The 25,402-nt window shown below is 45.2% G+C and carries 28 protein-coding genes; 15 read left to right on the forward strand and 13 right to left on the reverse strand.

Annotation, left to right across the window (positions count from 1 at the left end):
- Positions 1 to 99: 99 nt before the first annotated feature.
- The 3 genes from urtA to B2089_RS06215 all read right to left on the reverse strand — a co-directional run bounded on the left by urtA (position 100) and on the right by B2089_RS06215 (position 2,050).
- Complete coding sequence (urtA, locus tag B2089_RS06205; RefSeq protein WP_296321144.1) at positions 100 to 1,308, reverse strand: urea ABC transporter substrate-binding protein; 1,209 nt, start codon at positions 1,306 to 1,308, stop codon at positions 100 to 102.
- A 110-nt stretch (positions 1,309 to 1,418) separates the two neighbouring features.
- Positions 1,419 to 1,697: a hypothetical protein gene (locus B2089_RS06210; RefSeq protein WP_296321140.1), complete on the reverse strand. Its 279-nt coding sequence runs from the start codon at positions 1,695 to 1,697 to the stop codon at positions 1,419 to 1,421.
- A complete protein-coding gene (locus tag B2089_RS06215; RefSeq protein WP_296321137.1) occupies positions 1,697 to 2,050 on the reverse strand; it encodes a hypothetical protein in 354 nt (117 codons plus the stop codon). The genes B2089_RS06210 and B2089_RS06215 overlap by 1 nt, the downstream gene beginning before the upstream one ends.
- Before the next feature lie 293 nt (positions 2,051 to 2,343).
- Between B2089_RS06215 and B2089_RS06220 the strand changes: the two genes are divergently transcribed.
- On the forward strand, positions 2,344 to 2,667 hold the full coding sequence (locus B2089_RS06220; RefSeq protein WP_296321134.1) for a response regulator transcription factor: 324 nt from the start codon (positions 2,344 to 2,346) through the stop codon (positions 2,665 to 2,667).
- A gap of 48 nt (positions 2,668 to 2,715) precedes the next feature.
- Here B2089_RS06220 and B2089_RS06225 read toward each other — a convergent pair whose 3' ends face one another.
- The 6 genes from B2089_RS06225 to B2089_RS06250 all read right to left on the reverse strand — a co-directional run bounded on the left by B2089_RS06225 (position 2,716) and on the right by B2089_RS06250 (position 8,311).
- Positions 2,716 to 3,648, reverse strand: coding sequence for a M14 family metallopeptidase (locus tag B2089_RS06225; protein ID WP_296321131.1), 933 nt, complete (start codon positions 3,646 to 3,648; stop codon positions 2,716 to 2,718).
- Complete coding sequence (locus B2089_RS06230; protein ID WP_296321127.1) at positions 3,645 to 4,625, reverse strand: M14 family metallopeptidase; 981 nt, start codon at positions 4,623 to 4,625, stop codon at positions 3,645 to 3,647. The genes B2089_RS06225 and B2089_RS06230 overlap by 4 nt, the downstream gene beginning before the upstream one ends.
- A 10-nt stretch (positions 4,626 to 4,635) precedes the next feature.
- On the reverse strand, positions 4,636 to 5,427 hold the full coding sequence (locus B2089_RS06235; RefSeq protein WP_349675782.1) for a transglutaminase family protein: 792 nt from the start codon (positions 5,425 to 5,427) through the stop codon (positions 4,636 to 4,638).
- 27 nt (positions 5,428 to 5,454) lie between these two features.
- Entirely contained in the window at positions 5,455 to 6,156 is a 702-nt protein-coding gene (locus tag B2089_RS06240; RefSeq protein ID WP_296321119.1) for an alpha-E domain-containing protein, read from the reverse strand.
- A gap of 23 nt (positions 6,157 to 6,179) precedes the next feature.
- Positions 6,180 to 7,520 carry a circularly permuted type 2 ATP-grasp protein gene (locus B2089_RS06245; RefSeq protein ID WP_296321117.1) on the reverse strand — a complete coding sequence of 447 codons (1,341 nt, stop codon included), beginning with the start codon at positions 7,518 to 7,520 and terminating at the stop codon, positions 6,180 to 6,182.
- Between the two features lie 125 nt (positions 7,521 to 7,645).
- On the reverse strand, positions 7,646 to 8,311 hold the full coding sequence (locus B2089_RS06250; protein WP_296321114.1) for a cysteine hydrolase family protein: 666 nt from the start codon (positions 8,309 to 8,311) through the stop codon (positions 7,646 to 7,648).
- A gap of 221 nt (positions 8,312 to 8,532) precedes the next feature.
- On the opposite strand from B2089_RS06250, the gene cobK reads away from it, so the two are divergent.
- From cobK to B2089_RS06270, 4 genes are read left to right on the forward strand one after another with little or no spacing between them, the layout of a single operon-like run.
- Complete coding sequence (gene cobK, locus B2089_RS06255; RefSeq protein ID WP_296321111.1) at positions 8,533 to 9,318, forward strand: precorrin-6A reductase; 786 nt, start codon at positions 8,533 to 8,535, stop codon at positions 9,316 to 9,318.
- A gap of 32 nt (positions 9,319 to 9,350) precedes the next feature.
- Complete coding sequence (gene cbiT / locus B2089_RS06260; protein ID WP_296321108.1) at positions 9,351 to 10,805, forward strand: precorrin-6Y C5,15-methyltransferase (decarboxylating) subunit CbiT; 1,455 nt, start codon at positions 9,351 to 9,353, stop codon at positions 10,803 to 10,805.
- A complete protein-coding gene (locus B2089_RS06265; protein WP_296686376.1) occupies positions 10,789 to 12,327 on the forward strand; it encodes a cobyrinate a,c-diamide synthase in 1,539 nt (512 codons plus the stop codon). The genes cbiT and B2089_RS06265 overlap by 17 nt, the downstream gene beginning before the upstream one ends.
- 50 nt (positions 12,328 to 12,377) lie before the next feature.
- Complete coding sequence (locus B2089_RS06270; RefSeq protein WP_296321100.1) at positions 12,378 to 13,796, forward strand: aminotransferase class I/II-fold pyridoxal phosphate-dependent enzyme; 1,419 nt, start codon at positions 12,378 to 12,380, stop codon at positions 13,794 to 13,796.
- Positions 13,797 to 13,833: 37 nt separating this feature from the next.
- Here the strand turns inward: B2089_RS06270 and B2089_RS06275 are convergent, their stop codons facing one another.
- Both B2089_RS06275 and B2089_RS06280 read right to left on the reverse strand, forming a co-directional pair.
- Positions 13,834 to 14,460: a hypothetical protein gene (locus B2089_RS06275; RefSeq protein WP_296321099.1), complete on the reverse strand. Its 627-nt coding sequence runs from the start codon at positions 14,458 to 14,460 to the stop codon at positions 13,834 to 13,836.
- Positions 14,461 to 14,468: 8 nt separating this feature from the next.
- On the reverse strand, positions 14,469 to 14,780 hold the full coding sequence (locus tag B2089_RS06280) for a hypothetical protein (RefSeq protein WP_296321096.1): 312 nt from the start codon (positions 14,778 to 14,780) through the stop codon (positions 14,469 to 14,471).
- Positions 14,781 to 15,105: 325 nt separating this feature from the next.
- Between B2089_RS06280 and B2089_RS06285 the strand changes: the two genes are divergently transcribed.
- The 3 genes from B2089_RS06285 to B2089_RS06295 all read left to right on the forward strand — a co-directional run bounded on the left by B2089_RS06285 (position 15,106) and on the right by B2089_RS06295 (position 16,242).
- A complete protein-coding gene (locus tag B2089_RS06285; RefSeq protein ID WP_296321093.1) occupies positions 15,106 to 15,336 on the forward strand; it encodes a hypothetical protein in 231 nt (76 codons plus the stop codon).
- Entirely contained in the window at positions 15,333 to 15,596 is a 264-nt protein-coding gene (locus tag B2089_RS06290) for a Txe/YoeB family addiction module toxin (protein ID WP_296321090.1), read from the forward strand. The genes B2089_RS06285 and B2089_RS06290 overlap by 4 nt, the downstream gene beginning before the upstream one ends.
- 121 nt (positions 15,597 to 15,717) lie before the next feature.
- Positions 15,718 to 16,242, forward strand: coding sequence for a hypothetical protein (locus B2089_RS06295; RefSeq protein WP_296321087.1), 525 nt, complete (start codon positions 15,718 to 15,720; stop codon positions 16,240 to 16,242).
- Here the strand turns inward: B2089_RS06295 and B2089_RS06300 are convergent.
- Positions 16,176 to 17,033, reverse strand: a complete 858-nt coding sequence (locus B2089_RS06300) for a nucleotidyl transferase AbiEii/AbiGii toxin family protein (protein ID WP_296321075.1) — start codon at positions 17,031 to 17,033, stop codon at positions 16,176 to 16,178. The two genes, B2089_RS06295 and B2089_RS06300, sit on opposite strands and share 67 nt — an antisense overlap.
- Before the next feature lie 36 nt (positions 17,034 to 17,069).
- Here B2089_RS06300 and B2089_RS06305 point away from each other — a divergent pair, with 36 nt between their 5' ends.
- From B2089_RS06305 to cbiB, 5 genes are read left to right on the forward strand one after another with little or no spacing between them, the layout of a single operon-like run.
- On the forward strand, positions 17,070 to 17,330 hold the full coding sequence (locus B2089_RS06305; protein ID WP_296321071.1) for a hypothetical protein: 261 nt from the start codon (positions 17,070 to 17,072) through the stop codon (positions 17,328 to 17,330).
- A gap of 10 nt (positions 17,331 to 17,340) precedes the next feature.
- Positions 17,341 to 18,477 (forward strand): nicotinate-nucleotide--dimethylbenzimidazole phosphoribosyltransferase, encoded by a 1,137-nt coding sequence (cobT, locus tag B2089_RS06310; RefSeq protein ID WP_296321068.1) that lies wholly within the window; start codon positions 17,341 to 17,343, stop codon positions 18,475 to 18,477.
- Positions 18,477 to 19,469, forward strand: coding sequence for a bifunctional adenosylcobinamide kinase/adenosylcobinamide-phosphate guanylyltransferase (locus tag B2089_RS06315; RefSeq protein WP_296321065.1), 993 nt, complete (start codon positions 18,477 to 18,479; stop codon positions 19,467 to 19,469). The genes cobT and B2089_RS06315 overlap by 1 nt, the downstream gene beginning before the upstream one ends.
- The gene (locus B2089_RS06320) at positions 19,466 to 20,101 is read left to right on the forward strand and encodes a histidine phosphatase family protein (RefSeq protein WP_296321063.1); all 636 of its coding nucleotides are present in this window, start codon (positions 19,466 to 19,468) and stop codon (positions 20,099 to 20,101) included. The genes B2089_RS06315 and B2089_RS06320 overlap by 4 nt, the downstream gene beginning before the upstream one ends.
- Positions 20,098 to 21,120 carry an adenosylcobinamide-phosphate synthase CbiB gene (gene cbiB, locus B2089_RS06325; RefSeq protein ID WP_296686385.1) on the forward strand — a complete coding sequence of 341 codons (1,023 nt, stop codon included), beginning with the start codon at positions 20,098 to 20,100 and terminating at the stop codon, positions 21,118 to 21,120. The genes B2089_RS06320 and cbiB overlap by 4 nt, the downstream gene beginning before the upstream one ends.
- 17 nt (positions 21,121 to 21,137) lie before the next feature.
- Here the strand turns inward: cbiB and B2089_RS06330 are convergent, their stop codons facing one another.
- Positions 21,138 to 23,120 (reverse strand): EAL domain-containing protein, encoded by a 1,983-nt coding sequence (locus tag B2089_RS06330; protein ID WP_296321055.1) that lies wholly within the window; start codon positions 23,118 to 23,120, stop codon positions 21,138 to 21,140.
- 89 nt (positions 23,121 to 23,209) lie between these two features.
- On the opposite strand from B2089_RS06330, the gene B2089_RS06335 reads away from it, so the two are divergent.
- Positions 23,210 to 24,355 (forward strand): glycosyltransferase, encoded by a 1,146-nt coding sequence (locus tag B2089_RS06335; RefSeq protein ID WP_296321053.1) that lies wholly within the window; start codon positions 23,210 to 23,212, stop codon positions 24,353 to 24,355.
- 8 nt (positions 24,356 to 24,363) lie between these two features.
- Entirely contained in the window at positions 24,364 to 25,395 is a 1,032-nt protein-coding gene (locus tag B2089_RS06340) for a uracil phosphoribosyltransferase (protein ID WP_296321050.1), read from the forward strand.
- Positions 25,396 to 25,402: the final 7 nt, after the last annotated feature.

Consider the following 25,402-nt stretch of genomic DNA (forward strand, 5'->3'; position numbering starts at 1 on the left):
GTATATAGTTACAAGCACAAACTGCGTGTAGCAGGCTAGCCTGCGGTTTCGCTAAGTCGTTATCACGACTGGGAGCCTTTTTTTGATACAGCCAGTGATTTACAAACCTTTTGCCCAGTCATAGCTTGAAAGATATGGATCAGGCTTAACTGCACCAGGCGTCGCCCACACTTCATCAATAAGTCCGCTCTTATTGATTTTGCCGATTCGGACAGGCTTGTAGATGTGCTGGTTGTCTCCGTCCAGCGTGACCTTGCCTTCTGGCGCATCAAAGGAAATCCCATTGGCCGCAGCACGGATTTTCTCGACATCAAAGGAGCCTGCTTTTTCGGCTGCCTTTGCCCACAAGTAAACGCCGATGTAGCCCGCCTCAATGGGGTCGTCAGTCACGCGCTTTTCTCCATAAGCTTTCTTGTAAGCGGAAACGAAAGCCGTATTTTCTGCTGTTTTTGTGGTCTGATAGTAGTTCCAGGCCACATAATGACCTTCCAGATTCTCAATTCCCACGCCGCCGACTTCTTCTTCAGCGATTGAAAATGACATGACTGGAATGGAAGAAGAAGTGATTCCCGCATCGGTAAGCTGCTTGAAGAAAGCTACGTTCGAGTCTCCGTTCAGCGTGTTGATGATACAGTCAGGTTTTGCCGCCTGAATCTTGCTTACAATCGTTGCGAAATCAGTGTGACCCATGGGAGTGTATTCTTCACCAGCGACTGAGCCACCGATATTTGCCAGCTGAGCCTTGATGATTTTGTTGGCGGTTCGCGGAAAGACATAATCACTTCCTACAAGAAAGATATTCTTTCCGAACTGACTTGCGCAGAACTCGACCGCCGGAACTGCCTGCTGGTTCGGAGCCGCCCCCATGTACATGATGTTGGGGCTTGCTTCCATTCCTTCGTACTGAACCGGGTACCATAAAAGTGCGCCCGTTTCTTCCACGACAGGTTTTACTGCCTTTCGCGATGCGCTTGTCCAGCAGCCAAAAATTGTCGCCACTTTGTCGTTCTGAATCAGTTTTCTTGCCCTTTCTGCAAAAATCTGAGGCTCACTTGCGCCGTCTTCCTGAATCACTTGAATCTGCTTTCCGAGAACGCCGCCCGCCGCATTGATTTCATTTATTGCCAAAAGCTCTGCGTCGCGGACAGAAGTTTCTGAAATCGCCATTGTTCCGCTCAAAGAGTGAAGGATTCCGACTTTGACGGTCTTTGACTCTTCTTTTTTCTCGCAAGAAGAGAGGGTGAGTGTGCCCAAAACAGCACCGGCCGCCAGAACAGTTGTGATGATTCCGTTAATTGTCTTTTTCATAGTTTTTCCTCCATAGTTTATAAAAAAATGGCGTCCGCTTTCTTTGCCAGCACAAGAAAACAGACGCCATTGTCTTTATTATTTTAAATTTGTTTTTTTATTAATTTTGTTTATGCAGTTTTTCGCTTCTGTATAAAAGAAAGAACTGCGAAAACAAGCATTCCGCTTGCAACTATTATTGCTCCGAGAATTGAATCTTCAACGCTGAGGTCAAAAAATCCTTCGCCCTCAAGAACCGAAGCAACTCCGTCCATGCTCCACATGAGGCTTGCTGCCCAGAACATGAGCATCGTCGCAAAAACACTCTTTGAAACAGAGGAATTCTTCTTCTGGTAGAAATAAACTCCGCTGAAAGCAAGGGCTGCACAAATCGTAAGAATCAAGCACATTATATCGCCCCCTGCAAGGTAATTTTTTCTTGTTTTTTGTTAATAAGATGCGCTATTAGTTCGGCAATTCCCCAGACAGCCGTAACCACAATTGCCATTGAAACGCCGACCGTTGCCATCTCATGGAGCATTTCTATAGTATCCCCAGGATTTTTCATCGCGGTGAGGAAGGGTGGATAAAACACGACTTCGCCGTGATAAACATGCTCAATGGCGAGCAAAAAACTTCCGCCGTAAAGCATCTGCTCCAGCGCAGACAGTCGCTCCTTCCAGACAGGTTTTTCTTTAAATCCAAAATTCTTTGCCGCTAAAACCGCAAGTGCCTCGCCGAGCGGAACTAAAAAACATGCCATAATTGCCTCCAAAATAAAAAAGGAGCCGTGAATCTTCACAGCTCCCTTGCTCGTTACGGTGAGAATCTTATCGACATGGAAAAATTCTGTCAATTTGTATTTGTTCAACTTTAGTTCTAGGAAAATCAACTTAAAAAGTCTTACAAAAACATAAAAATGATGTATAATCTTGCCAATCCTATTCAATGGCAAGGGAGCCTTTTCGATTTTGAACGGAAAGGCTTCTTTTTTTGGCAAGGGAGCCGCTTTGGAGCAAAATCTAAGGCGGCTCTTTCTTTTTTATGGAGGTGGCTATGCTCTCACAAGACGAATTAAAGACTGTCAACGATATATTGCTTGAGTTGAAAAGAATTGAAAACATGATTCAAGATTTGATGAATGCAAATGCTGTCCAGAACTCTGTTGGATTCTGTCTCGAACATTCAATAATGAAATTCGCACTTTCAGAACGAGAAGCTGATGTTTTACGTCTCATTGCGGATGGCCGCTCCAATAATGAGATAAGCGAGCAGATTCATGTGAGCATTTCCACCGTCAAGAAGCACATTTACAACATTTTCAACAAAGCTGGCGTGAATTCCCGCTCGCAATTGCTTTCGATGATTTACATGAAGTAGGACTCTTGTTCTAGAGCGGTTTGCTGGGCGGGCTTACGGGCTTTTCCCTTATTCTTCTTCCCGAATCAGCTTGAATGCGGCCGTGTTCTGGTACATCAAAATTTCGCTGTGGGCGAAGGCTATGATTCCGTTTTCGCCCGCCCGGATTTCCTCTTTGAGAGCAGCTGTGTAAGGGTCGGTGATTTTTGCGAGGAGCTGACCGCGTTCCACTGAGTCGCCCGCATGAACGAAAGTCTCGAAAAATCCCGACACTTCCGAGCGGATATTCACGAAATCCTTGCTCTCAACTACGCGAGAAATATAACCCTCGCAGCCTTTGTAGTCGATAATGCCTTGTTTTGAGAGAAAATTGAGAATCGAATCCACCGCCTGGGCTGCGCTTTTTCTGTCGATGTCGCTGGTACTCGTCGTGTAGAGCGAAAATGCATCGGTTTCCCAAATCTGCCAGTTGTAGTTGAGCGTTGCCGTATCGAAGGGGCGCGGATTGTGCAGAACGACATAGGGAAGCCCGAAGTGCTTTGCCAATTCCACATTTTCGTGCCCGGTTTTCATCATTCTTACCTGGGGAACGAAATTTCCGCTCATGTAGAACGAGGCGAACTGAATTCCGTAGGAAAATTCCTTGGCAACTGAGAAAATGCCGTCGGCGATTCGCTGGGTGGTCTCGCCCAGGTTGTAGCCGGGAAACATGCGGTTGATGTCAGTGTTGTCGATTGTCCAGAAACGTTTTTTCACATTAACCGAGTAGGGGTTCGCGCAGGGAATCACGAGAATCTGCTTTCCGCTCGTGATTTTGCCTTTTTCTTCGAGGATTCTAAGTCTTTCAATCAGACGGGAGCAGGCGTAAATCTGCTGGTATTCGTTCCCCCGCATGGAGCCGACCACGCAGACCGATTTTTCACCTTGCCCGAAGGAAAAGCCCGTCACGCGGAAATTATCGCGGTAGAGTGATTTGATTTCATAAAGAGTTGATTGTGTCATTGAGTTTCTCCTTTTAAAATTCTTCCCAAAAGCGAGCCTTCGTCCACAACCGGGTACTCGCGTATCGTAAAAAGCCAGCCCGCTTCTTCTGCCATGATTTCAGAAAGAAGTTTTCCGTTCAATGGACTGATGATTTCCCCTATTTTTTCGCCTTTTTTGACCATTGCACCGTGATTTTTTTCCTTGATGAAAATTCCTGAGCAGGGCGCGTTCAGGTAGCAGACATCTTTTCCGCTCTCATCGTTTGAGACGACAGGTCTTTTGACTGGGGCGACTTTGCCTGACCAGATGCCGATTTTTTTCATCAGCGAGAAAATGCCGTCGACAAGCTGCTTTCCGTATTCGCGAGTTATTCTCATTCCCACACCCATTTCCACGACCAGCGTTTTGACTGAGCGGGAGTTCAGTGAGTAGGCTAAGGTGGATTCTAAGACCGTGCTCGCTCCGTGAACCCAGACGAAATCCACATTCGATTCCATGGCATAGGGAAGGAGAGTATTTTTGTGAAGGGTGTTGATTCTGATTTGCGGAACTTCCGTGAGGAATATGTTGCTGGCGTGAATGTCCAGGCAGAGCGAGGAGCCTTCAAGGTCGCGTATGATTTTTGAGGCTATGAATTCGTTCATGTCACCTGAGTCGTTGCCGGGAAAAATTCGGTTCATGTCGAGGTCGAAAGCCGGGATTCCGCGCGTGAGGCTGTCGATTCCGAAAGGATTCATCGCCGGGTAGATGTCAACAATTCCATGCAGGCAGCCGGGATTTTCCCTGATTTTTTGTGCAAGCTCGTAACACACGAACTGCCCCTCAAGCTCGTCTCCGTGAATTCCCGTGACAACAGAAATCCGCCTTCCGTTTTTTTCAAATTCCCGCTCGTCCTCTCCGCTCCATCCCTCCGGCAGGATTCTGTGCTTTTGGATTTTGAGCGACTCGTCAACGGGGAGAGATACCTTTGCAATCGTGATGATTTTTTCAGTCATAAAGCTCCTTTTATTCCGTGTCCGAAGACTCTTGAATTTCTTCCACGAAAACAGAAATTTCCTGCTTCTGAGTCCCGCACTTTTCTGACCAGCGGAACACGCCCTGGTTTATCAAGCAGTCCTGCGCGTCTCGGCCGCGTGAAATGACGATGTAAGTGTCGTCGGTGCGGCGCTTGTGGGTGGGGTCAAGGGAAAGCCATGCTCCGTTTTCAAAAACTTCGACCCATGCGTGGCTTGCCCCTTCGCCAATCATCATACCAGTCACATATCGGCAGGGGATTTTTGTTTTTCGGCACAAGGCGAGGAGGATATGTGCATAGTCCTGACATACGCCCTGAGTAAGTGCGAAGGCTTCTTCTGCCGTGGTAAAAACGCCCGTCACGCCTGTTTCATAGCGGAAAACACGGGAGATTGAATCCATGAAGAATTCGGCTTTCTCAAAATTGGAAAGGGCAGGATTCAGACAGCCCGAAAGTTTTTCATAAAAATCTGAAAGTCGCCTTCCGCAGGCGGTGAGTTTAGTCGCATATTTAAAAAGCGATTCTTTTCCGTCGCTGGAAAGAATCGGATTTTCGGGCGAAACTTCGGCGATTCCGGTCACTTCCACCGAAAAATAATTGTGCGGAATGTCGGCTTTTCCGAACACGCATTTGTTTCCGAAGGAATCTTTCTCTTCGCTAAGAAAATAATTCGGAAAAATCTCCGACCTCTCCTCGATTATTTTCTGCCTTGCGTCATCACACGGAAAACACCGCAGCGTGAAGTGATGCTCGGTCACAAAGAGTTCAAAAATCATCTGCATTTTGTAGCGAAATCGGAGCCGTTTCAATTAAAGTCCTGCCACAAGCGCGAGATTCGGTCTTTCGTTCAGCACGAGCGATTCGATTTCCTCGACAATGTTCTTGTAGTCCAGCGGCTCGACTTCGGAAAGCCAGTTGAGGTGCATGAGTTTGTGCGCGTCGTAATTTAAGCCTGTGCGGGCAAGTCGGATGTTCAGTCTTTTTAGTTCCCGCTTGATTTCCCCCGCGTTCATCTTCATGCGGGCGTAGTTGTCGATTCTCTCAATCCGCTTTCCGAGTTTGACGATGCTGCGCACATTGGATTCGTCCACGCTGTCATCGACCATGCCCCAGAATGCCACGATATTGTCGGTCACGCTTTGCAGGGCGAGCAGGGGAGCGTTGCTTTCTCTAGCCTTGTTCATCGCATAGACGGCAAGCTGAATGTAGCAGAGAGTGTCGCTCCCGATTTCCTCGCGGAGAACTATTGCGTTGTCGTAGGCACGAATCAGGTTCGAGTAGATTGAATTCGGGTCATCGCTCGAAAAGCAGTAGCGCGCGGTAAAGTCTTCTTTTGAAGCGTAGATGTTCGGAATATCCTGATTTTTGCAGAATTCGGCGTATTCGTAGTTTTTCAAGTCAATCATAGAGTCAAATTTGTTCGAGAAAAACTTGATGGTAGAATATACCCGCTCACTGTACCGCCCCAGCCAAAAAAGCCTGTCGCTGTTTTCCCAAGAAAGAACTTTCATTTTTACCTCCGTTATGGTAGTTTTTAATTTCCCGTCACCCAAGTGTCCTTGAATCCGCCACCCTGCGATGAGTTCACGATGAATGAATCTGGATTGCGGGAAAATCTTGTAAGCCCGCTCTTCCAAACCATCGGCTCGTCTGCCATTAGAACGAACGCCCGTAAGTCTGCCTTTCTGGGCAGACATTTTCCGTCCTCAAAAATCTCGATGTCCTTGAAGTCAATCACTTCTTGCGCGATGAATCGCCGCGGATTTTCTTTGAGGAGGGCGATGAAGTCCGTCTTTTGCGCCTTTGTCATCTTGCTTCCGAACATCACGCCGTAACCGCCCGCCTCGGCGACATCTTTTAAAACGAGCGTGTCGAATTTTTCTAGCACATACTTCATGTCGTTCTCGTAGTAGGGAAGGTAGGTCGGCGCGTTCTGGAGAATCGGGTCTTCGCCCAAATAGTAGCAAATCATCTTGGGGACGAAGTAATAGATACCCTTATCGTCGGCGACTCCGTTTCCGGGAGCGTTCAAAAGAGCTACATTTCCCTTGCGGTAGATGTCATAGATATGCGGAATTCCAATCACCGAGTCAGCGCGGAAGTTCATCGGGTCAAGGAAGTCGTCCGAAATCCTGCGGTAGACCGCCCCGACTTTCTCTTTTTTGCCTGAATAGTCGATGAAATAGAGGTGGTCATTTTCGACGGTCAGCTCGCTCCCCGTGGCAAGGTGCACCCCCGTCTGCTCGGCGAGATAGGAATGCTCGAAATACGCGGCGTTGTAGCGACCGGGCGAGAGAATCACCGTATGCCCGCCCGTGTTCACCGTGTCCATCGTTTTTCGTAAGAGGCTCGCATAGTTTCGGTTGTCTTCTATATGAATCTGCTCGAAGAGACTCGGCGCGCTTTTTCGGCACAAGTCGCGGGCAATCATCGGATAGCTCGCTCCCGACGGAATCCGCAAGTTGTCTTCAAGAATGAACCAAGAGCCGTCTTTTCCCTGCACCAAGTCGATTCCAGAGATGTGCGCGTAAATGCCTTTTGGCGGTGTCACGCCCTCGCACTGGGCAAGGTAGCCGCTTCCCGCGTAGATGAATTCTTCGGGAACAATGCCATCCTTCACGATGTGCTTTTCGGCGTAGATGTCCTTGATAAAGCAGTTCAATGCCATCACGCGCTGTTTTAGTCCGCACTCCAAAAAAGCGAATTCGTCCTTTTCAATCACGCGGGGAATCATGTCGAAGGGGAAAAGCTGTTCTTTGAAAGTGCCGTTTTTGTAGATGCCGAATTTCACGCCGTACCGCGCAAGCAATTCGTTCACCGAATCGGTGTTGCCGCACGCTTGTTCGCAAAGTTTTCTGAATTCCGATGATTCCATACGCACCTCCAAAGAAAAAAGGCGTTCCACCGAAATTGATGAAACGCCTTTGCTTGCAAAAATAATGCCATATCACGCGGATTTGGTCTATTGAACGAAAGTTCTAAGTTTTTGCATGTAAAATCTTAGAACTTCGTCTTTTTGACTTCTGCGAGCGGGATACAGGTAATTCCCATATTCTTCATGTCAAAGATGTTTGCATCTGCAACTTCCTTTGTTTTTGCAGAGCACGCATCCGTACAAATGACGGTGTTGTAATCATAGCTCATGGCATCAGCCGCCGTTCCGCGTACGCAGTTGGGATATTGAGTTCCTGAAAGAATAACGGTTTTTACTCCCATTCGGCGAAGAATCATATCAAGTTCAGTCTGAAAGAATCCGCTGTTTCGGCGTTTGCTTACGATGATGTCTCCTTCCTCTGGTTCAAGACCTTTTACGATTTCACAGCCCTTTGTTCCTGGCACACAATAGCCCGGCTTTCCGTCAGTAAAGAGCGGAATTCGTGGTGCATCTACATCAACGCCTGTCGGACGATGTTCACGAATGATGTAAATAATTGGCCAATTTTGAGAACGACCATATTTTATCAAATCCTGAATCGTCGGAATTGTGGGTTGCGCACCAGCAACACAGAGAACTGCGCCTGGCAGAACAAAATCATTCTGCATATCGATGACCAAGATTGCGACATCAGATTTGGGCGGATTTGAAGAAGAAGATTTCTTTGGAGCGGTGAATGCCATAGAACCAACCATAAGCAACAGTATACACAAAGCTGCAATTTTTTTCATACGATACCTCGTTTTTAATGAAATAAAAAAGGCGTTCTCTTTCGCTCTAGAAACGAAAAGGAACGCCTTTGTTGTGCGTTATTATTACGATTTGTAAAAAAACTGTAAAGTAGACTTTGGTTTACTTTTGAGACAGTAGGTAAGGCGTGTGAAGATGATAACACCGCGGATAGCTCCCCGTTCCATTGGCATTTTCCGTCTTTTTTCACTATCATAGCTGTATGACGGTCTTTATCTTCGCAGGCACAACGGAAGGGCGCGAGCTTGCTTTGCTTCTCTCTAAGAACGGTGTTCACTGCACGGTGAGCGTTGCCACGGAATACGGCGCGAACTTGCTTCCAAAAGCAGAACGGCTCACGGTTTTGCACGGGCGGCTGAGTCATGAGGAAATGGCAGAGAAATTTTCGCAAAATCACTACGATTTTGTAATCGATGCCACCCATCCTTTCGCCACGGAAGTTTCAAAAGAAATAAAAAAAGCGTGTAATTACACAAAAAACCGCTATATCCGCCTTGCTCGGGAAACTGAGGCGTTACAAGGGCAGAAAATCTTTGTTTTTTCGGACATCGTTTCGGCGGGAAAATGGCTTGAAGGGCAGGGCGGGAAAATCTTCGTCACCACGGGAAGCAAAGAACTTCCCTCGCTTACGGCGCAGATTTCCGACAAGGCGCGGCTTTTTGTGCGCATTCTTCCCACGGTCGAAAGCATTCAGATGTGCGCGGAGTGCGGCATTTTGCAAAAGCAGATTATCGCCATGCAAGGTCCGTTTTCCGAAAGCACGAACGAAATCCAATTTAAAGAAAGCAGGGCGAGCATTCTCCTTACAAAAGAAAGCGGACAGGCGGGCGGATTTTTCGAGAAAATCTCAGCGGCGGAAAAGCTCGGCATGAAGATTGCGGTGATTCAAAATCCCGAGCGGGCAGAAAATGCGGCAGGCGAGGAGCGATTTACTTCAATAAAAGAATTGTTGCAAAGAATCTTGGGGCAAGAAAATCAGTGTAATTAACGACATTCAAATTTTCTGCTATAATCATTGTAATGAAGGCAAAAAAACATTTATTTTTAATCGCCCTCGGCATGGGAGATGAAAATTTTCTCACAGCGCAGGCAAAAAATGCACTTAGAGAAGCCCAAATCATCTTTGGCGGAGAGCGAATCTTAGAAATCGCAAGGAAAATCCTTCTGGAAGAGGGGAATCCGTCAGAAAACGCGGAAGCCCCTTCAAAAAAGATTCCTTTCGAGCCGATTTACCGTGCCGAAGAAATTTTCGCTTATTTAAGCGGGCATCTTGATTTTTCTTGCGCGGCCGTCGTTTTTTCAGGCGACACGGGATTTTTCAGCGGGGCGGCGGCCTTTTGTGAGAGATTCCGGGTCAAGCCCGGAATGACAGAAACATTGAATTCAGGAATGACAGAGGCTGGGGCAGACTGGGAAATTTCTCTTTTGCCGGGAATTGCCTCGCCCCTTTATTTTGCCTCAAAATTGCACAAGTCCTGGCAGAAGTGGAAAATGTTTTCCCTGCACGGCGCAAAATGCAACACGATTGAGCAGATTCGTAAAAATCCCGCCTGTTTTTTCATTCTTTCTGGAATCGAAGATGTCAGAATGGTTGGCAAAAAGATTGAAAAAGCCCTGAAAAATGGCGTGATTTCGTCCGTAAAATGCTATTTAGGCTCAAATCTTTCTTACAATGTCGAAAAAATCATACAGATTCAACCAAAAGAGATGTCAGATTTTCAAGAAATCAACGAAACTGCCGACCGTTCGGGTGCAAAATCTCCTCAAAGTTCTCTCTTCGTCCTGCTTGTCGAAAACGAAAATGCCCTTAACGAAAGCGAAAGCCCGAATCTCAAAGACGAAGACTTTATCCGTGCCGAAAAAATCCCCATGACAAAAAAAGAAGTCCGCCAGCTTTCAATCGCCGACTTGGGGCTCTCAAAATCCTCGGTGGTCTACGACATCGGAAGCGGCACCGGCTCCATCACGGTTGAAGCCGCCAGAATCGCTGTGGAAGGGCAGGTCATCGCCGTGGACTCCAACAGCGACGCCCTCGCTCTCACGCAAAAAAATGCAGAGAAATTCTGCCTCGAAAATGTGACTTTCCTGCAGGGGAGCGCGCCTGACTGCCTTAAAAACGCGGAATTACCCCCGCCAAGCCATGTTTTCATCGGGGGAAGCCGCGGGAATCTCGCCGAAATAATTCAATTCGCCCTCAAAAAAAATCCTTCCGTGCGAATCGTGGCCAATTTCGTAAGCCTTGAAAACCTCACCGAGATGCAGAATTGCTTGAAAAACCTTGAAGAAGGCTCTTTTATTGAAGCGGACTGTGGCAAAATCCATATCGAGAATCTTGAAATCAAGCAGATTTCCGTAAGCCGGGCTGAAAAAGCTGGAAATTTCCATTTGATGAAAGCCATGAATCCTGTGTGGATTGTAAGTTTTTCAGGAAAAATAGAAAAAAAAGAAAATCAGGGGCATGAAAATGAAGCCTGATTCAGAGTCTAAGTCACAAATTTTCAACATTCCCCGCCTCATGATTGCCGCCCCGGCCAGTGGCAGCGGAAAGACCACCCTCACTTGTGCCTTGCTCCGTCTTTTACAGAATCGCGGAAAGTCGCCAGTCTCCTTTAAGTGCGGCCCTGATTTTATCGATCCCATGTTCCACGAGCAAGTTTTGGGCGTTCCGAGCACAAATCTGGACAGTTTTTTTGTTGATGACGAAGAGGTGCGCACGATTTTTGCCGAAAAAATTTTATCTCAAAGACAGAAGAAAAAAAATCCGGCAGATTTCGCTGTCATCGAGGGCGTAATGGGGCTTTTTGACGGACTTGCAGGAAAATCGCTCAAAGCCTCAAGCTACGACATCGCCCGAATCACGAATACGCCGATTTTGCTCTGCCTTGACGCTTCGGGAATGAGCCGCTCGATTGTGCCTCTGATAAAAGGATTTTTGGACTACGACAGGCTTCAGTTTGGAAAAGGCGGGAACCTGATTAAAGGAATTTTCCTCAATAAGGTTTCAAAAGGCTCTTTCCAGCTTTTAAAAGCTCTGATTGAAGAAGAATCTGCCGGCTACGGAGTCAAAGTCATAGGCTATCTGCCTAAAGATTCAGAATTAGTCTGGGAAAGCCGTCACCTGGGACTTTTTTTGCCTGATGAAATAAAAGATTTAAACAGCCGGATTCAAAAAAGCTCCCAAATCCTCGATGAAACAACAGATTTTACTGAATTAGCAATGTGCAATATGCAATGTGAGGGGGAAGTCTCCCCCTACGCGCCCACGCAGTTGGTCGCTACCCCTTCTCCTAAGGGGCAGAGCCCCTTAAAATCCCCGCGAGATGAATCTGTATTTAAAAAGGATTTTTCCAAATCCAAATTCTCACATTCCTTATTTAATGTGGCAGTCGCTCGCGATGAGGCATTTTGCTTTTACTACGATGAAAATCTCCGCTTGCTGGAAGAATCTGGGGCGAACCTGGTTTACTTTTCGCCCTTGCACGAAAAAGCACTTCCTTCTGGAGTCGGGGGAATTTTACTGGGGGGCGGCTACCCTGAGCTTCACGCAGCGGAACTTGAGGCAAACCGCTCCATGCGTGAGTCAATCAAATCGGCGGTGGAAAACGGAATCGCTGTCATGGCAGAGTGCGGCGGATTCATGTATCTTCAGGAAAAATTGACCGACAAAGACGGTGTCTCCTACGAAATGTGCGGCGCGATAAAAGGCGAGTGCCGTTACACAGGAAAGCTTGTCAGATTCGGTTACGCAGAATTTGCATCGAAAGACGAAGAAAAAACAGAGGGCGGATGGGAAAAACTTTCCGTGCGCGGCCACGAATTCCACTATTTCGACAGCACGAACAATGGCTCGGACTTCACGGCAAAAAAGCCACTTTCTTCCCGCTCCTGGGATTGCATGATTCACACGGAAAAAATGCTGGCGGGCTTTCCTCATTTGTATTACCGCTCAAATCCAAAGATTGTGGAGTGGTTCTTGGAATCCTGTAAGAAAGATTGACATATATAAAAATATTAGAGAAGATGTTTACGAGCGACAATAACACGAATATGGAAAACTCATCGCGCTTTTTCAAAAACACCGCCTGCTCATATTTTCCCTGCCATAAAGGGCTTGATTCTGACGAATTCAACTGCCTCTTTTGCTATTGCCCCCTTTACGGCCGGGAAGTCTGCCCTGGAAACCCCAGCTACATCAAAAAAGCAGACGGCAGGATCATAAAACGCTGTACAGACTGTACTTTCCCCCACAAGAGCGAAAATTATGAAAGAATCATGAATCTTTTGCGGGTGACAAAAAACGAAATCCCGCCAGAAGAATATCACCACGGGGGAGAAGAAAAGACAATCTTTGATTTTTCCGTGAACACAAATCCTCTGGGCTTGCCCGAAAGCGTAAAATCTTCTATAAAAAACGCCCTTGACCAGTGCGAAAAATATCCCGACCAGAATTGCACTCGTTTAAGAGAAAAAATCGCGGAGCAGCTAAAAGAAAGCCGTCAAGCCGATTTTATTTCTGCTTTCAACATCATCTGCGGAAACGGAGCCAGCGAGTTGATTTCCCTTCTGGTCCAGGTCCTTTCCCCCAAAAATGCCCTGATTGTTGAGCCGACTTTTTCGGGCTACGAGCGGGCATTAAAAGCGCAGGGGTGCAAAATCCACCGGCATTTTTTAAGCGAAGAAAATGATTTTGCCTTTGACGAGAAGATTTTGGATTCGATTGAAAGAAAGGCGGAAGTTTGCCGTAGCGGGCAGGGAAAGTCGGAAGAAATTCCCCCCGACATGATTTTTCTCTGCTCGCCCAATAATCCCACCGGACAGATGATTAAGCCAAACCTGCTCAAAAAAATCATCGCCATCTGTGAAGGAAAGGGAATTTTCCTCGTCGTTGATGAGTGTTTTATCGATTTTACGGAGCGGACTGAGGAAAGCGCCCTTCAATTTACGAAAGAAAATTCCCACCTTATCGTTATTAACGCCTTCACCAAGATTTACGCCATGGCGGGCTTGCGTTTAGGCTATCTCGTGACCTCAAACCAGGGAATTTTGCAAAAAATCAACTCTCTTCGCCCGGAATGGAATGTTTCGACCCTGGCACAAATCGCAGGGGAAGCGGCGCTGGACGAAAAGGCATATATTGAAAAAACGCGCGCCCTCATAAAAGAAGAAAGGGAATATCTCTCAAAAGAACTCAAAGCCTTGGGTTTTCACACCTTCCCCAGTGAGACGAATTTTATTTTGTTCAGAGATGAAAGGAAGGAAATACAGAAGGCTGACCGTGCAGATGTTCGGTTTTCTGGAAATAGCCTCAACTTGTCTGAAAATTTAGACAAAATCCTGCTGAAACAGGGTCTTTCCCTCCGTAACTGCGGGAATTTCCCTGGCTTAAGAGAGAATTTCTACCGAACGGCAGTTCGCACTCATGAAGAGAATGTACGCTTGATTGAAATTTTGTCCGGGAAAGAGTAGATCTAGGAACTTTCCAGCCTTCGCTAACGCTAACTCACTAATTTAACGATTCCGCTATGAAAAAAGCAAAAATCCCCAGAGAAAATGCAAACCCCAAAATCACGGCGAAAATACAGTCTTTTTTTGAGATTTTATTTTTCTTGTGGACTCTTTTTATCGTACAGTAATTCGTTTTGACAAAATCGTAGAATTCTTTCCATTTTTCTTCGGATTCAAAATTTGATTTCACCACAAAAAATGGACTCACTTTCGTCAAATACAGATAAATCGCGTCATCATCGAGGTAAATCGAATAAATATCTTTTGGATTCATGGTGATTTCTTCAACTTCATTCTTTACAATCACTTTTTCTTCTTGAAAAATCGCCGTCGTTTCGGGCAAATCCTTTGAAAAAAGCGTGTACATTTGTTTTGCCCAAGAAGTATTTTTCTTTAAAAGTGACAAAGTCCGCCAAATCGCAATGGCGAGTATAAAAATAAAATTAAAAAGCATCTTTTCAGTTTTCAGCCATATCGTAGTCGCCAGCCCAAGAATCGCCGTAAAATACAAAAAAACGAGAATTATCAAACGCAGGTAGACGAGGCTTTTTCTTGAAGAAATGAAATTCTGATATAAATTCTGAAAATCTTCTTGAGTGTTGCTTCTTTTTACGCAAAATTCCATAAATTTCCTCACATATTTTTAACTTGGACATTTTCGCCGACATAATTTTGCTTCACGAAGTCAACGATTTCTTTCCAATGTGATTCGTTCTCGCAATTATTTTTCAGCAAAAGAACGGCATGATTGAAATAAAAAATGTAGACAGAATTCTTTTTGAAAATTATCCTTTTTATCAGATTTTTCGGAAGATTTAATTTCATACATTCTGAGAAAGATTTTATATATTCCTCTGAAAGTTCGATACATTCGGGCTTTGAAATGCTTTTTGCCGAATCATAAGTCGATTTTAGCACAAAAAGATACCAAACTGAAAAAAGCACGAAAAAAACGCCAAGCAGAAAAATATGTCTATAAAAAACGCATTTTTGGCAAGAATCTCAATCGGAAAAAACAATTTTAGAAAAAACAAAGCGGCGCAAACAAGGAAAAATGCCAAAAACGCGAGAATCTTTTTGCGGGTGATTCCGCTCGCACTCAGCGAAAAATCACAATAATCAGAGAAATTGTAACTTGCATTTTCGATTTTCAGCATAGAAAGGATTATAACACGAAGATGATAAAAAAAAGAAGAAAAGTTTACTTTCGCGAAATTTCGTGGTATATTCTTGGTAGGAAATTTTCAAATCTTTTCGCAAGGAGAAAATTATGACTTCAACGATAACAATTCAGAACGCAAACAAAAATCTCGTGGACGCAATCAAAAGTCTTGTCAAACTCGCTCCTTCCGCACATCTGTCGGTCAAAAAAACGCCGAAAGACGATTTTTATAATGAAGAAAATATCCGCCACCTTGAAGAACTGAAACGCCTCGACGACGAAGGAAAGTTGCACTTTGTCAAAAAAACGATGGAAGAACTGGAGGCGATGGCAAGATGAGCATTCAGTTTGAAGACAGCGCGTGGGAGCAGTTCATTTATTGGCAAGGGCAAGACAAAAAAACTCTCAAAAAAATCAATAAACTCATTGCGGACATACAGCGCAACGGAAACGACGGAATCGGGCATCCTGAGCCGCTCAAAGACAATCTTTCGGGCTTGTGGAGCCGCGAAATTGACGAAAAGAACAGGCTGATTTACAAAATTGACGGAGATTGCGTGAGAATCTACCAGTGTAAAAATCACTACGATGACAAATAATTCCAATGGATTTCACTTACATTTTACATTCCGCGCTTCCAAAAAGTGAGGCTTCTAATTCCGAAAAAATCAGCGAAATCATCGACAAAAAATCGATTTTTCCCGCCTACCACATGAACAAATGAATCGCATTGCTTCGTCAAACACAGTGTTTCGCTTTCAAAAAATCCTCGCGTATCTTGAACTTGTCGTATTGTTCGTGTTCTGCTCGATTTCGTTTTTCATTGCTCGTGTGCCACTGGTCGCGGGCTTGGACTCCGACGGAACGCTACTTTTCGCCGAGGATTTTTCTTCGGGTGGAGACGACAATGCGGCACTTTCATTCATCGGCATACTTTGTATTCCCTGTGCCATCTGTTCCGTCCTCAAACTGCTTTTCAAAAAGCGGATTTTCTCCGTACTTAAGACAATTTTTTATCTTGTCGCACTTTCTTTTGCAGTTTTGGATTTTCTATTTATGATAGATTACGCGGACTTCTTCCTCTGCCTTCGTTACGGCGAAAAAATCTTGCAGTTTTGGCTTTTCCTCGGAATCGTACTTTGCCCGATAAAAGTGGTTCAGATTGTAAGCGCAATATCTCACATTCCCCCGGCAATCGCCGTGAAAAATTCCGCGCTCCACAAATCAAGTTTCCGCTCGTCTTGAATGAAGGGGCGCACATCTTTCTTGGCTTCGGCAAAATCGATTTCCTTGAAGCGCTCCGAAAGCATTTCTTTGAGAATCGGGAGCGTGAGCGTGTCGAAAGAATCCCATTTTCCGCTCTGTTCGAGGCGTTTTTGCAAATGCGGGAGATTCGGCTTCGTTTTTCGCGAGAGATACCAGACCAAATCGTAAAAATCCCTGCCTTTCACCCGATTTTTCCACGCTCGGCACAGAATTGCGTGAAGTTTGCCTGCGAAAAGCGACGGCTCATCGTACATTTTGACGGCGAACGGAATCGGAAGGAGCGCGTATTTCGTTTCATAAGTGGCGAGCGCGGGCGGATTCGTGTCGATTTCAAACTTGATTTTGACCAGTTCGCCCGAATGAACGCCCGCAATCGCAGGCTCGGTCGGCACGATATTCAGAAGTTGCACAATCGTCTCGCCCTTGATAAAAGCCGACTGCACCGCGCTTTCCTTTGATTTGACTTTTTGCTCCACCGAAAGTGAAAATCCCGCGGCGGAAAGTTCTTCTTCAAGGAACGAAAAATAATCGGAAAGCGAAAAATTTTGATTCGGCGCGCAGAGTGAAAAATCCATGTCCTCACTGAATCGGTCGAGTCCGTAGAAAATACGCAAAGCCGTTTCGCCGTAAAACGCCGCTTCCTTGAAAAAAATCCCGCGCGAAAGACCGCAGAGCGCGACTTCCTGAATGATTTCTTTGAGTGCGTTTTTGTAATCTTCGCTGTTTTTGCACTCGTAGCGTTCGAGCATTGATTGAATCGCGCTTGTCATTTTTCCTCCGTAAAGATTCCCGCGTCAAGCGCGGGAATGACAAAAATCTTGTCATTGTCGGGCTTGACCCGACAATCTGCTAATCATCTTCGCCAAAAAATTGAGATTCTTCTAAGGAAGAGAAGCCCGGCACCACGGACAAATCTCGGTCATGTGAGCACAGAAAATCTTAAGGACGCTTTTTCAGGCCGGATAATCGACAGGGAAACGGAATTCCTTGAACTTTCCAAAAAACGCCGTCTTGAGATTGACAACGAAGAAATAAAAGAAGATTATTTAAAAAGAATTTTAAAATAGATAATACCTTATGAAAACTTCGCCCAATCTCCTCGCCGAAACAATCGCCTCTGTCTCGCCCCTGAACGCCGCCGCCATGAGCGAAGCTGCCTCTTACCAGTCAAGCCTTGCCATGCCGCCTGAGAGCATGGGGGAGCTTCTTGCCATAGGGAGGAGGCTTTCTGGAATCACAGGTAAATTGCACAATTCTCTTCCAAAAAAGCGGATTATCGTTCTTTGCGCGGACAATGGAATTGCGGAAGAGGGGGTTTCCTCGGCTCCCCAGTCAGTCACTCTGGCTCAGGCTGTCAACATGACCAAAGGGCTTACTGGAATGAGCGCGCTGGCAAAGCACTTCGGCAATGAAGTTCAGGTCGTCGATGTGGGAATCAAATATGACTACGACTGTCCGCAAATCATAAATAAAAAGGTGAGGGCAGGCACAAAATCTTTTTTACATGGCGAGGCAATGACAAGGGACGAGGCTCTTCGTGCCATTGAAATCGGAATCGAACTCGCCAAAAATGCAAAAGCCGACGGAGTTTCAGTCTTGGGCGTGGGCGAAATGGGAATCGGGAATACCACGACTTCCACGGTGGTTCTTTCGGTTCTGACAGGCCTTTCTCCCGAAAAAATTACCGGGCGGGGCGGCTGCATCACAGACGAAATGCTAGCCCATAAAAAAGAAGTCATAAAAAAGGGAATCGACCTCAACAAGCCAAAGAAAAACGATGCCATCGATGTCCTGCAGAAGGTCGGCGGCCTTGATTTGGCTGCCATGTGTGGTGTTTTTTTAGGGGCGGCCTCTTGTAAAATCCCCGTAGTCATCGACGGCTACATTTCAATCGTGGCGGCCTTGTGCGCATCGCGTCTCTGTCCTTTGGCTTCTGGCTATTTTTTCCCATCCCACCTTTCAGAAGAGGCGGGTTACAAGCTTGCGATGACCGAACTTTCGTTAGTTCCATACCTGAATTTGCGGATGCGGCTGGGTGAGGGAAGCGGCTGCCCCCTTGCCTTTGAGATTATGGATGCCGCCTGCGTGATTATGAACGAAATGGCCACCTTCCAGCAGGCAAAAATCAACGACGATTACCTGGATGAAGTGCGAAGGGGAAAGCCTTCCCCCTGTGCCACACTTCGTTGCGCAACGCCCTCGCTGGAGACATAATGCACATACTCATCTCAGGTGGCTGCAAAAACGGAAAATCTTCTCTTGCACAGGACTTGGCCTATGAATATGCCAAAAAAACTGGCTGCCGTCCGATTTACTTTGCTACGATGATTCCCCAGGACAGGGAAGACAAGGAGCGAATCGAAAAACATCGTGCCGACCGAAAGGACATGGGCTTTCAGACAATAGAATGTGGCAAAAATCTCAGCGAGACAATTAAAAATATGGAAGCGAACAGGGTAGTTCTCTTTGACAGCCTCACGGCTTTGGTTGCCAACGAGCTTTTTAATCAGGATGACTTTCGGAATCCATCCCTCCCCGAAAAAATCAAATCCGACCTTTCCGCCTTAATCGAAAAGTCCGATTCTGTCATTTTTGTGAGCGACGGCATCTTCTCTGACGGCAAAATCTACGACGAAACGACAGAATTATATAGAAAAATTTTGGCAGAAACAGAAAACTTCATAGCCCAAAAATGCGACAAGGTGGTGGAAATGGTAGCTGGCAATGCAGAATGCACAATGCAGAATACGCAACTTCCAAACGGCGTGAATTCAGACAAAAATCATGCATTACAAATTATGAATTACGCATTAATTCTTGGTGGCTCTTATCAGGGGAAAACTGCTTGGGCAAGGCGGAAATTTTCCCTTTCTGACGAGGATATTTTTGTATGCGAGCCTGATTCTATGCCGGATTTCTCAAAAAAATGTCTCGCTCACTATGAAAATTATGTGGCTTATTGCCTGAAAAACAATCTTTCGCCTCGGACGGATTTTTTTGACGAAAATAATGCAAGTGCAAATAACCAAAAAGCAAAATGTCCTCAAATCATTATCTGTGATGACATTTTCTGCGGGGTAGTGCCGATAGATTCTTTCCAACGAAAATGGCGGGAAGAGACAGGTCTTGCCCTACAGAAAATCGCCGGCAGGGAAAATGTTAAGCTCTGGCGGGTCTTTTGCGGTAGGGCGGTGGAGATTCAATGAAAAAAGAGATTTTTCTTTTCAGGCACGGCCGCACCCTTGCCAATGAAAAAAAACTGTACTGCGGAAAAAGTGACCTGCCGCTTTCTCCAAGAGGGGAGGCGGAGCTTTTGGAAAAAAAACTGACATTTTCTTATCCCGATATTTCTCATTGCTCGCTTTTTACCAGCGGACTTATGAGGACAATCCAGACTCTAAAAACCTTGTATCCGGAATTGAGCGATTTGGCGATTGTCGAAAAGGGCTTTCAGGAAATTAATTTCGGAGATTTTGAGATGAAATCCTACGATGAACTGAAAGAAAATCCTGATTATCAAAAATGGCTGCGTGAAGAAGTAGACAGAATTTCCCTTAGGTCGACAGAATCTTCCGGTAACCCCTGTCCCAATGGTGAAAACTGGGGACAAATGAACGAACGGGTGTTAGTTTCTCTTGAAAAAATCCTGAATAACGAAAGGTCGGTCGCAATTTTTACTCACGGAGGCCCGATTTCGGCGATTATGACGCACTTTTTCACGGATGAAAGAAAATCCCTCTATGAATGGCAGCCGGATTTTGGCGAGGGCTATAAAATTACGATTGACGAAAAATCAGTTTTTTATGAGAAAATTCCGCAAGAAGGGGTGAGGCTATGAGCGATTTCCAGCCATTAGATTTTCTTCTTTCTCATCATGTCGCTTTTTCCCTTTTGGCGGGATTTTTCCTGGACTGTATTCTGGGCGATCCCCATTCTTTCCCTCATCCAGTGCGCTTTATGGGTTGTCTTATAGCTTTTCTCGAAAAAAAACTCAATAAATCCTCGGATTCTGCAAAAAAACAGCGTTTCAAGGGATTTCTGCTCGTTATAATCCTTGTTTCTGCTTCTTTTTTGCTTCCTTTCGGGATTTTATTTGTCTCCAGACTCCTTCATCCGATTCTTTTTCTGACAGTAGAAAGCATTTTTTGTTATCAGTGTATCGCGGCCCGTAGTTTGTGCCATGAAAGCATGAAAGTCTACAAAGCGTTGAAAATTTGTGACCTTCCTGCCGCCCGAAAAGACCTTTCAATGATTGTCGGCCGTGACACGGACATTTTGGACGAAAAAGGCGTTGCCAGGGCTGCAGTGGAGACTGTGGCTGAAAGCACCAATGACGGAGTAGTGGCACCGATTTTCTTTATGGCTCTTTTTGGTTCGCCCGGTGCTTTTGTCTATAAAGCCATAAATACCATGGATTCCATGATTGCCTACAAAAACGAGCGATACCTTAATTTTGGTTTTTTCGCCGCCAAACTGGACGACATGGCGAATTTTATTCCCGCACGATTGGCCGCACTTTTCATGATTTTTGCCTCTTTTATTCTCTCGCTGATTCCGTCAAAAAAGCGATTCAGCTTCAGAAATGCCGTCAGAATTTTTATCCGAGACCGCTACAAGCACGCAAGCCCCAATTCAGCCCAAACCGAAAGCGTAATGGCAGGCGCGCTGGGGCTAAGGCTTGCGGGCGATACCGTATACGGTGGCAAGGTCGAAAAGAAAGAATTCATCGGCGACAAAACGAGGGAAATCGAAGACAAAGACATTTCCCGCGCGAACCTTCTCATGTACGGCACGACTGTACTTTCTATAATGTGTATTCTGTCTACCCGTGCCGTTATTTTCTATCTTTTATCCTAGTCTAAGCCGGGGATTCTCTACTCTGCTCCTTTTTCTTTTGTAATTAAAAATTCGCCAGTTTTGATTTTTGCAATTATTTCATCTTTCGGCATAGGTTTACCGAAAAGGTAGCCTTGAATACGCTCACATCCGATCGACCGCAAGAATTCAAAGGCATCTTCTGTTTCTACACCTTCTGAAAGAGTCTGCATACCGATATCATTTGCCAGCGTAACAATATTCTTGAGAATCGGACGGCTTTTTGGCGTGTTAGAGAAATTCCTCAAAAATGCCATGTCGATTTTCATCATATCAAATTCATATTCTTTAAGAATGTTTAAGCCCGAATAACCAGAGCCGAAATCATCAAGCCAAAGTGAGTACTTTTTGGATTTAAGTATTCGAAGCGTTTCCTGCAAATGCTTGTCGCTTTGAGAAAGTGCACTCTCCGTAACTTCAACATGAATCAGGTTTTTGTCGATATTCTGTTTTTCAACACAGTCTTCAAGCAACTGCTCTACATCCATAAGCTCAAAGTCAATCCTTGAGAAGTTAATTGAAATCGGGAATACGGGCACTCCCTTTGCCGGCGCTTCAAGTATGTCCTGACAGACTTTTTTGACTATGTATGCGTCGAGTTTGTGAATTTGGCGGTATTCCTCAAGAACTGGAATAAATGAATAAGGCGGCATAAATCCGTATTTAGGATCAATCCATCGGGCAAGCGCCTCGAAACCACAAAGCTCTTTGTTTTTAGAAAGCACTACTGGCTGATAGTAAATCTGAATGTAGTCATTCTCTATTGCCTTATCGATATTGTTGATGACATATTGGCGGCGGGCAAAATCTTCGGCACTGGCCGTCGTGTATTCGCAATAATCAATATCATATTTCTTTTTGATGCTGTCACAAGCATAACGGGCAAAATCACAGGCTGTATTAGTATGACATGCAATATCTTCCGGAATGTATGAGCCTACTTTAAGACCAAGCTTTACATCAGGATCAATTACAGAAATCTTTTTACGGATTGAATCAAGTTTTTCTTGAAAACCTGCGCTCTCACCTTCACCTTCCCTCTTTGCAAAGACAACGAAATGATCGTCGGAAAAGCGCGCGACAGGATTGTCCCCAAAAGTGTATTTAATAGTGTGAGCGATAGAATTCAAAAGCTGGCTTCCTTTATCAAAACCGTGCCTTTCGTTGTAACTGGAGAAATTCCTGATGTTGAGGAAGAGGAAAATCCGAGAAAGGAAATCCTCCGGACTTGCAGAGCGAATCTCCCCCACTCTGTTGCGGAAGGAAACCATATTCCCAATGCCAGTCGCTTCATCGGTGATTGCGACTTCCCCCAGATAAGTGTTCACATTCTCAATATGCTCGGCCTTTTTTGCCTCAAGAAATTTCTGCTGAAAACGAACAATCGTTGTCACGCTGATTGAAAGCCAAGTCGTAAAAAGGTTCATTCTCGTGGCATAGCTTGCTGGACTTTTTGAACTCACAAGAAAATAAAAAGCAAGCAAAGAAGATGTAATAAGCGTAATGGAAGTCGCCGGTCGCCAAAGCAGGATTCCGAAAATAAAAATTTCCATTGTAATGAGGGTTAGAATCTGCTCACCTTTTAGATAATCAAGATATGAAATGTAAATTCCGAAACAAAGGCAGATAAGTGCAAAAGATGTTCGGATTATCTTTCCCCAAATTCTACTCAGCCGCTTGCCATTTATGTAATCCCGTGAGAATTTGAACAAAATGAAAGCACTTGAAAAAAGCAAAATGTAAGAAGAGAGGTGCTGGGCAATCCAAAGAATCGAGCGACTTTTGGAACCTGTGAAAAGATGGAAAAGAACATAGCCCATCATGTAAATTTCCAGCATCATGGTAATTACGGAAATAACTACTCCAGAATGGGCATTGTCAATATCAAAATAATGCTTAAAATAATCGCTATAACCTTGCAAACCAAGTATTTTTTTTATGAGCCTAACAACTTTCTTATACATAGATTTAAGCAAGGACATTTAATTCTCCATAAACAATAATACTTCAATGTTGCCAAAATCGCAAATGAATTTTATACTACTAGAAATCACTATTGGGCTATTTCTGAATGCAAAAAAAATCATATTCTGACAGGCGTTTCTTGTTCGTTTATTTAAATACTGGCAACGGTCATATTGCTCAAGCCAGGGTTTTAAAAGAAGCAATCGCAGAATATGCTCCTGAAGTCCATGTTGAGCTTCAAAGCGGATTCACTCAAAAGCAGCATATCGGGCATCGGATTCTCGAAACAACTTATGGAATCGCCTGCAATTATCTTCATGGCGCATGGCCGATTATTTATGGACTTGGCGAATATCCTTTCTTCCAAAAAATGGTTCGCTTCCACATGAAAGTCCAGACAATTTCCCACTTTAAAAAACTACTTCGGGAACACAATATCACTGATGTCGTGAGTTTCCACTTTGCCCTTTCCCCTTCCATGAAAGACGCGATTCGCTCCGTAAATAAAAAGATCAATCTCACGGTCATTGTCACAGATCCATTTACCGGTCCAGAAGCATGGTTTTACAACCGAAAGCTGGACTATATCGTTTCTTCCGAGGATTTCCGCCGTTTCGGAATACAAGCTGGTGTCCGCGAAAAAGACATCCGTGTCATGCCTTTTCTTCTCAATAAAAAATATCGTGCTCCCGTCTCAAAAGATGAGATGCTCTCTCTCCGCCAACAATACGGCTTTCCTCAAGACAAGAGGCTGGTACTTCTTGCAGGTGGAGGCGAAGGTCTTCCAGGAACCCTTAAAATCATAAACCAATGTATAATCCACAAGGCTGACTTTTCAATCGCCGTCGTATGCGGCAGGAACAAAGCTCTTCAAAAATCACTCAAACTTCTCGCAAAGGCAAACAGCCGCCTCGACCTCCATGTATTTGGCTTCGTTGATTTCATGGACAGTCTCATCAAGATGAGCGATTTAGTCGTATCTAAGGCGGGTGCCTCTACGGTCATGGAAATCGTCTCTCTCCGAAAGCCTGTCATCATCAACACTTACATTCATGGTCAGGAACTGGGAAACATGCGTTTCGTCGTTCAAAATGGCGCGGGATTTTTTATCCGTCATTCCGCAGACATTTTCCGCAAAATCAACCAGATTTTCTCCAGCGAAAAATCATATCAGGCTTGCCTTTCTCGCGCACAGGGGCTTTCAATCGACACTGATGTATCAAAAATCGTAAAATATCTTTTGGAAAAATAGGAGCAAGAATGAGCAACAAAATTATTCTTAAAGCAGAAGATTTGGACGGCTACCTCACAAGCGAGGACTTGGCCGATCTCAAAAAACTTGACGGCATGTTCAAGGAAACCATGAAGTCTTTTGATCCGGTTAATAAAGAAAAAATCATCGAAGGCTACGACAAAATGGGCCACGAGATGCACGCAATCTGCAAAAAACATCCCCGGATTAAAGTCTACTCCTTTGAAACCGAGCAGCAGGCTCAGGCCGAGGCAAGCCGGGTTATCGCAAAACTCCGAGACGAGCGCACTGACCATCAGGAATTTATGTATTACAGCCAGCGGGCCTACGAAATGCTTTTCCGCATGGCTTACATCAATCAAAAAACCGACAAAAAAGGCCATATCATCGTAAAAACACCAGTCAATTTCCCGGTTCAGAACTATGCGGTTCACAAAATCCCTGACATCGACCATAAAATCCACAATACAGTCATGTGCGTCATGCTCAGGGGCGCCCTTCTTCCCAGCATGATTGTATCAAAGGAAATCGAGGAATATTCTTCAGATTCTTACCTCACGCCTTTCGCTCTCTTTAAAATCAGCCGCAACGATACAAAAAACGAAAGCAACATGGAATATGTCCTTGACTTGGACAAGTCTTTCTTCAATCTCGAAGATTTGAACGGAAAGGACTTGATTTTCGCCGACCCCATGAACGCAACTGGCGGCTCTCTGGTCACGGTAGTAAAATACTTGCAGGATCAGGGAGTAAAACCGGCTTCAATCGCCTTCTTCAACACCATTTCCACCCTCAAAGGCTCAATCCGGGTCACCCGTGCCCTACCTAATCTCACCTGCTACACTCTCTGGATGGATCCCGTCATGAACGAAAAGGCTTACATCATGCCAGGTCTTGGTGACGCGGGCGACCGTCTCAACGGATGCGACACAAAAGATCATCCCCGCAACATCATCCAGCTTCTCGCCGATTACGGCCACAACATTTCAGCCCTTTACCGAAGCCAGATGTTTGAAATCGAACGCACGGTTTTAGGATAAACTTATA

The organism is Treponema sp. UBA3813, from assembly GCA_002368605.1.
In the GTDB taxonomy this organism is placed as follows: Bacteria; Spirochaetota; Spirochaetia; order Treponematales; family Treponemataceae; genus Treponema_D.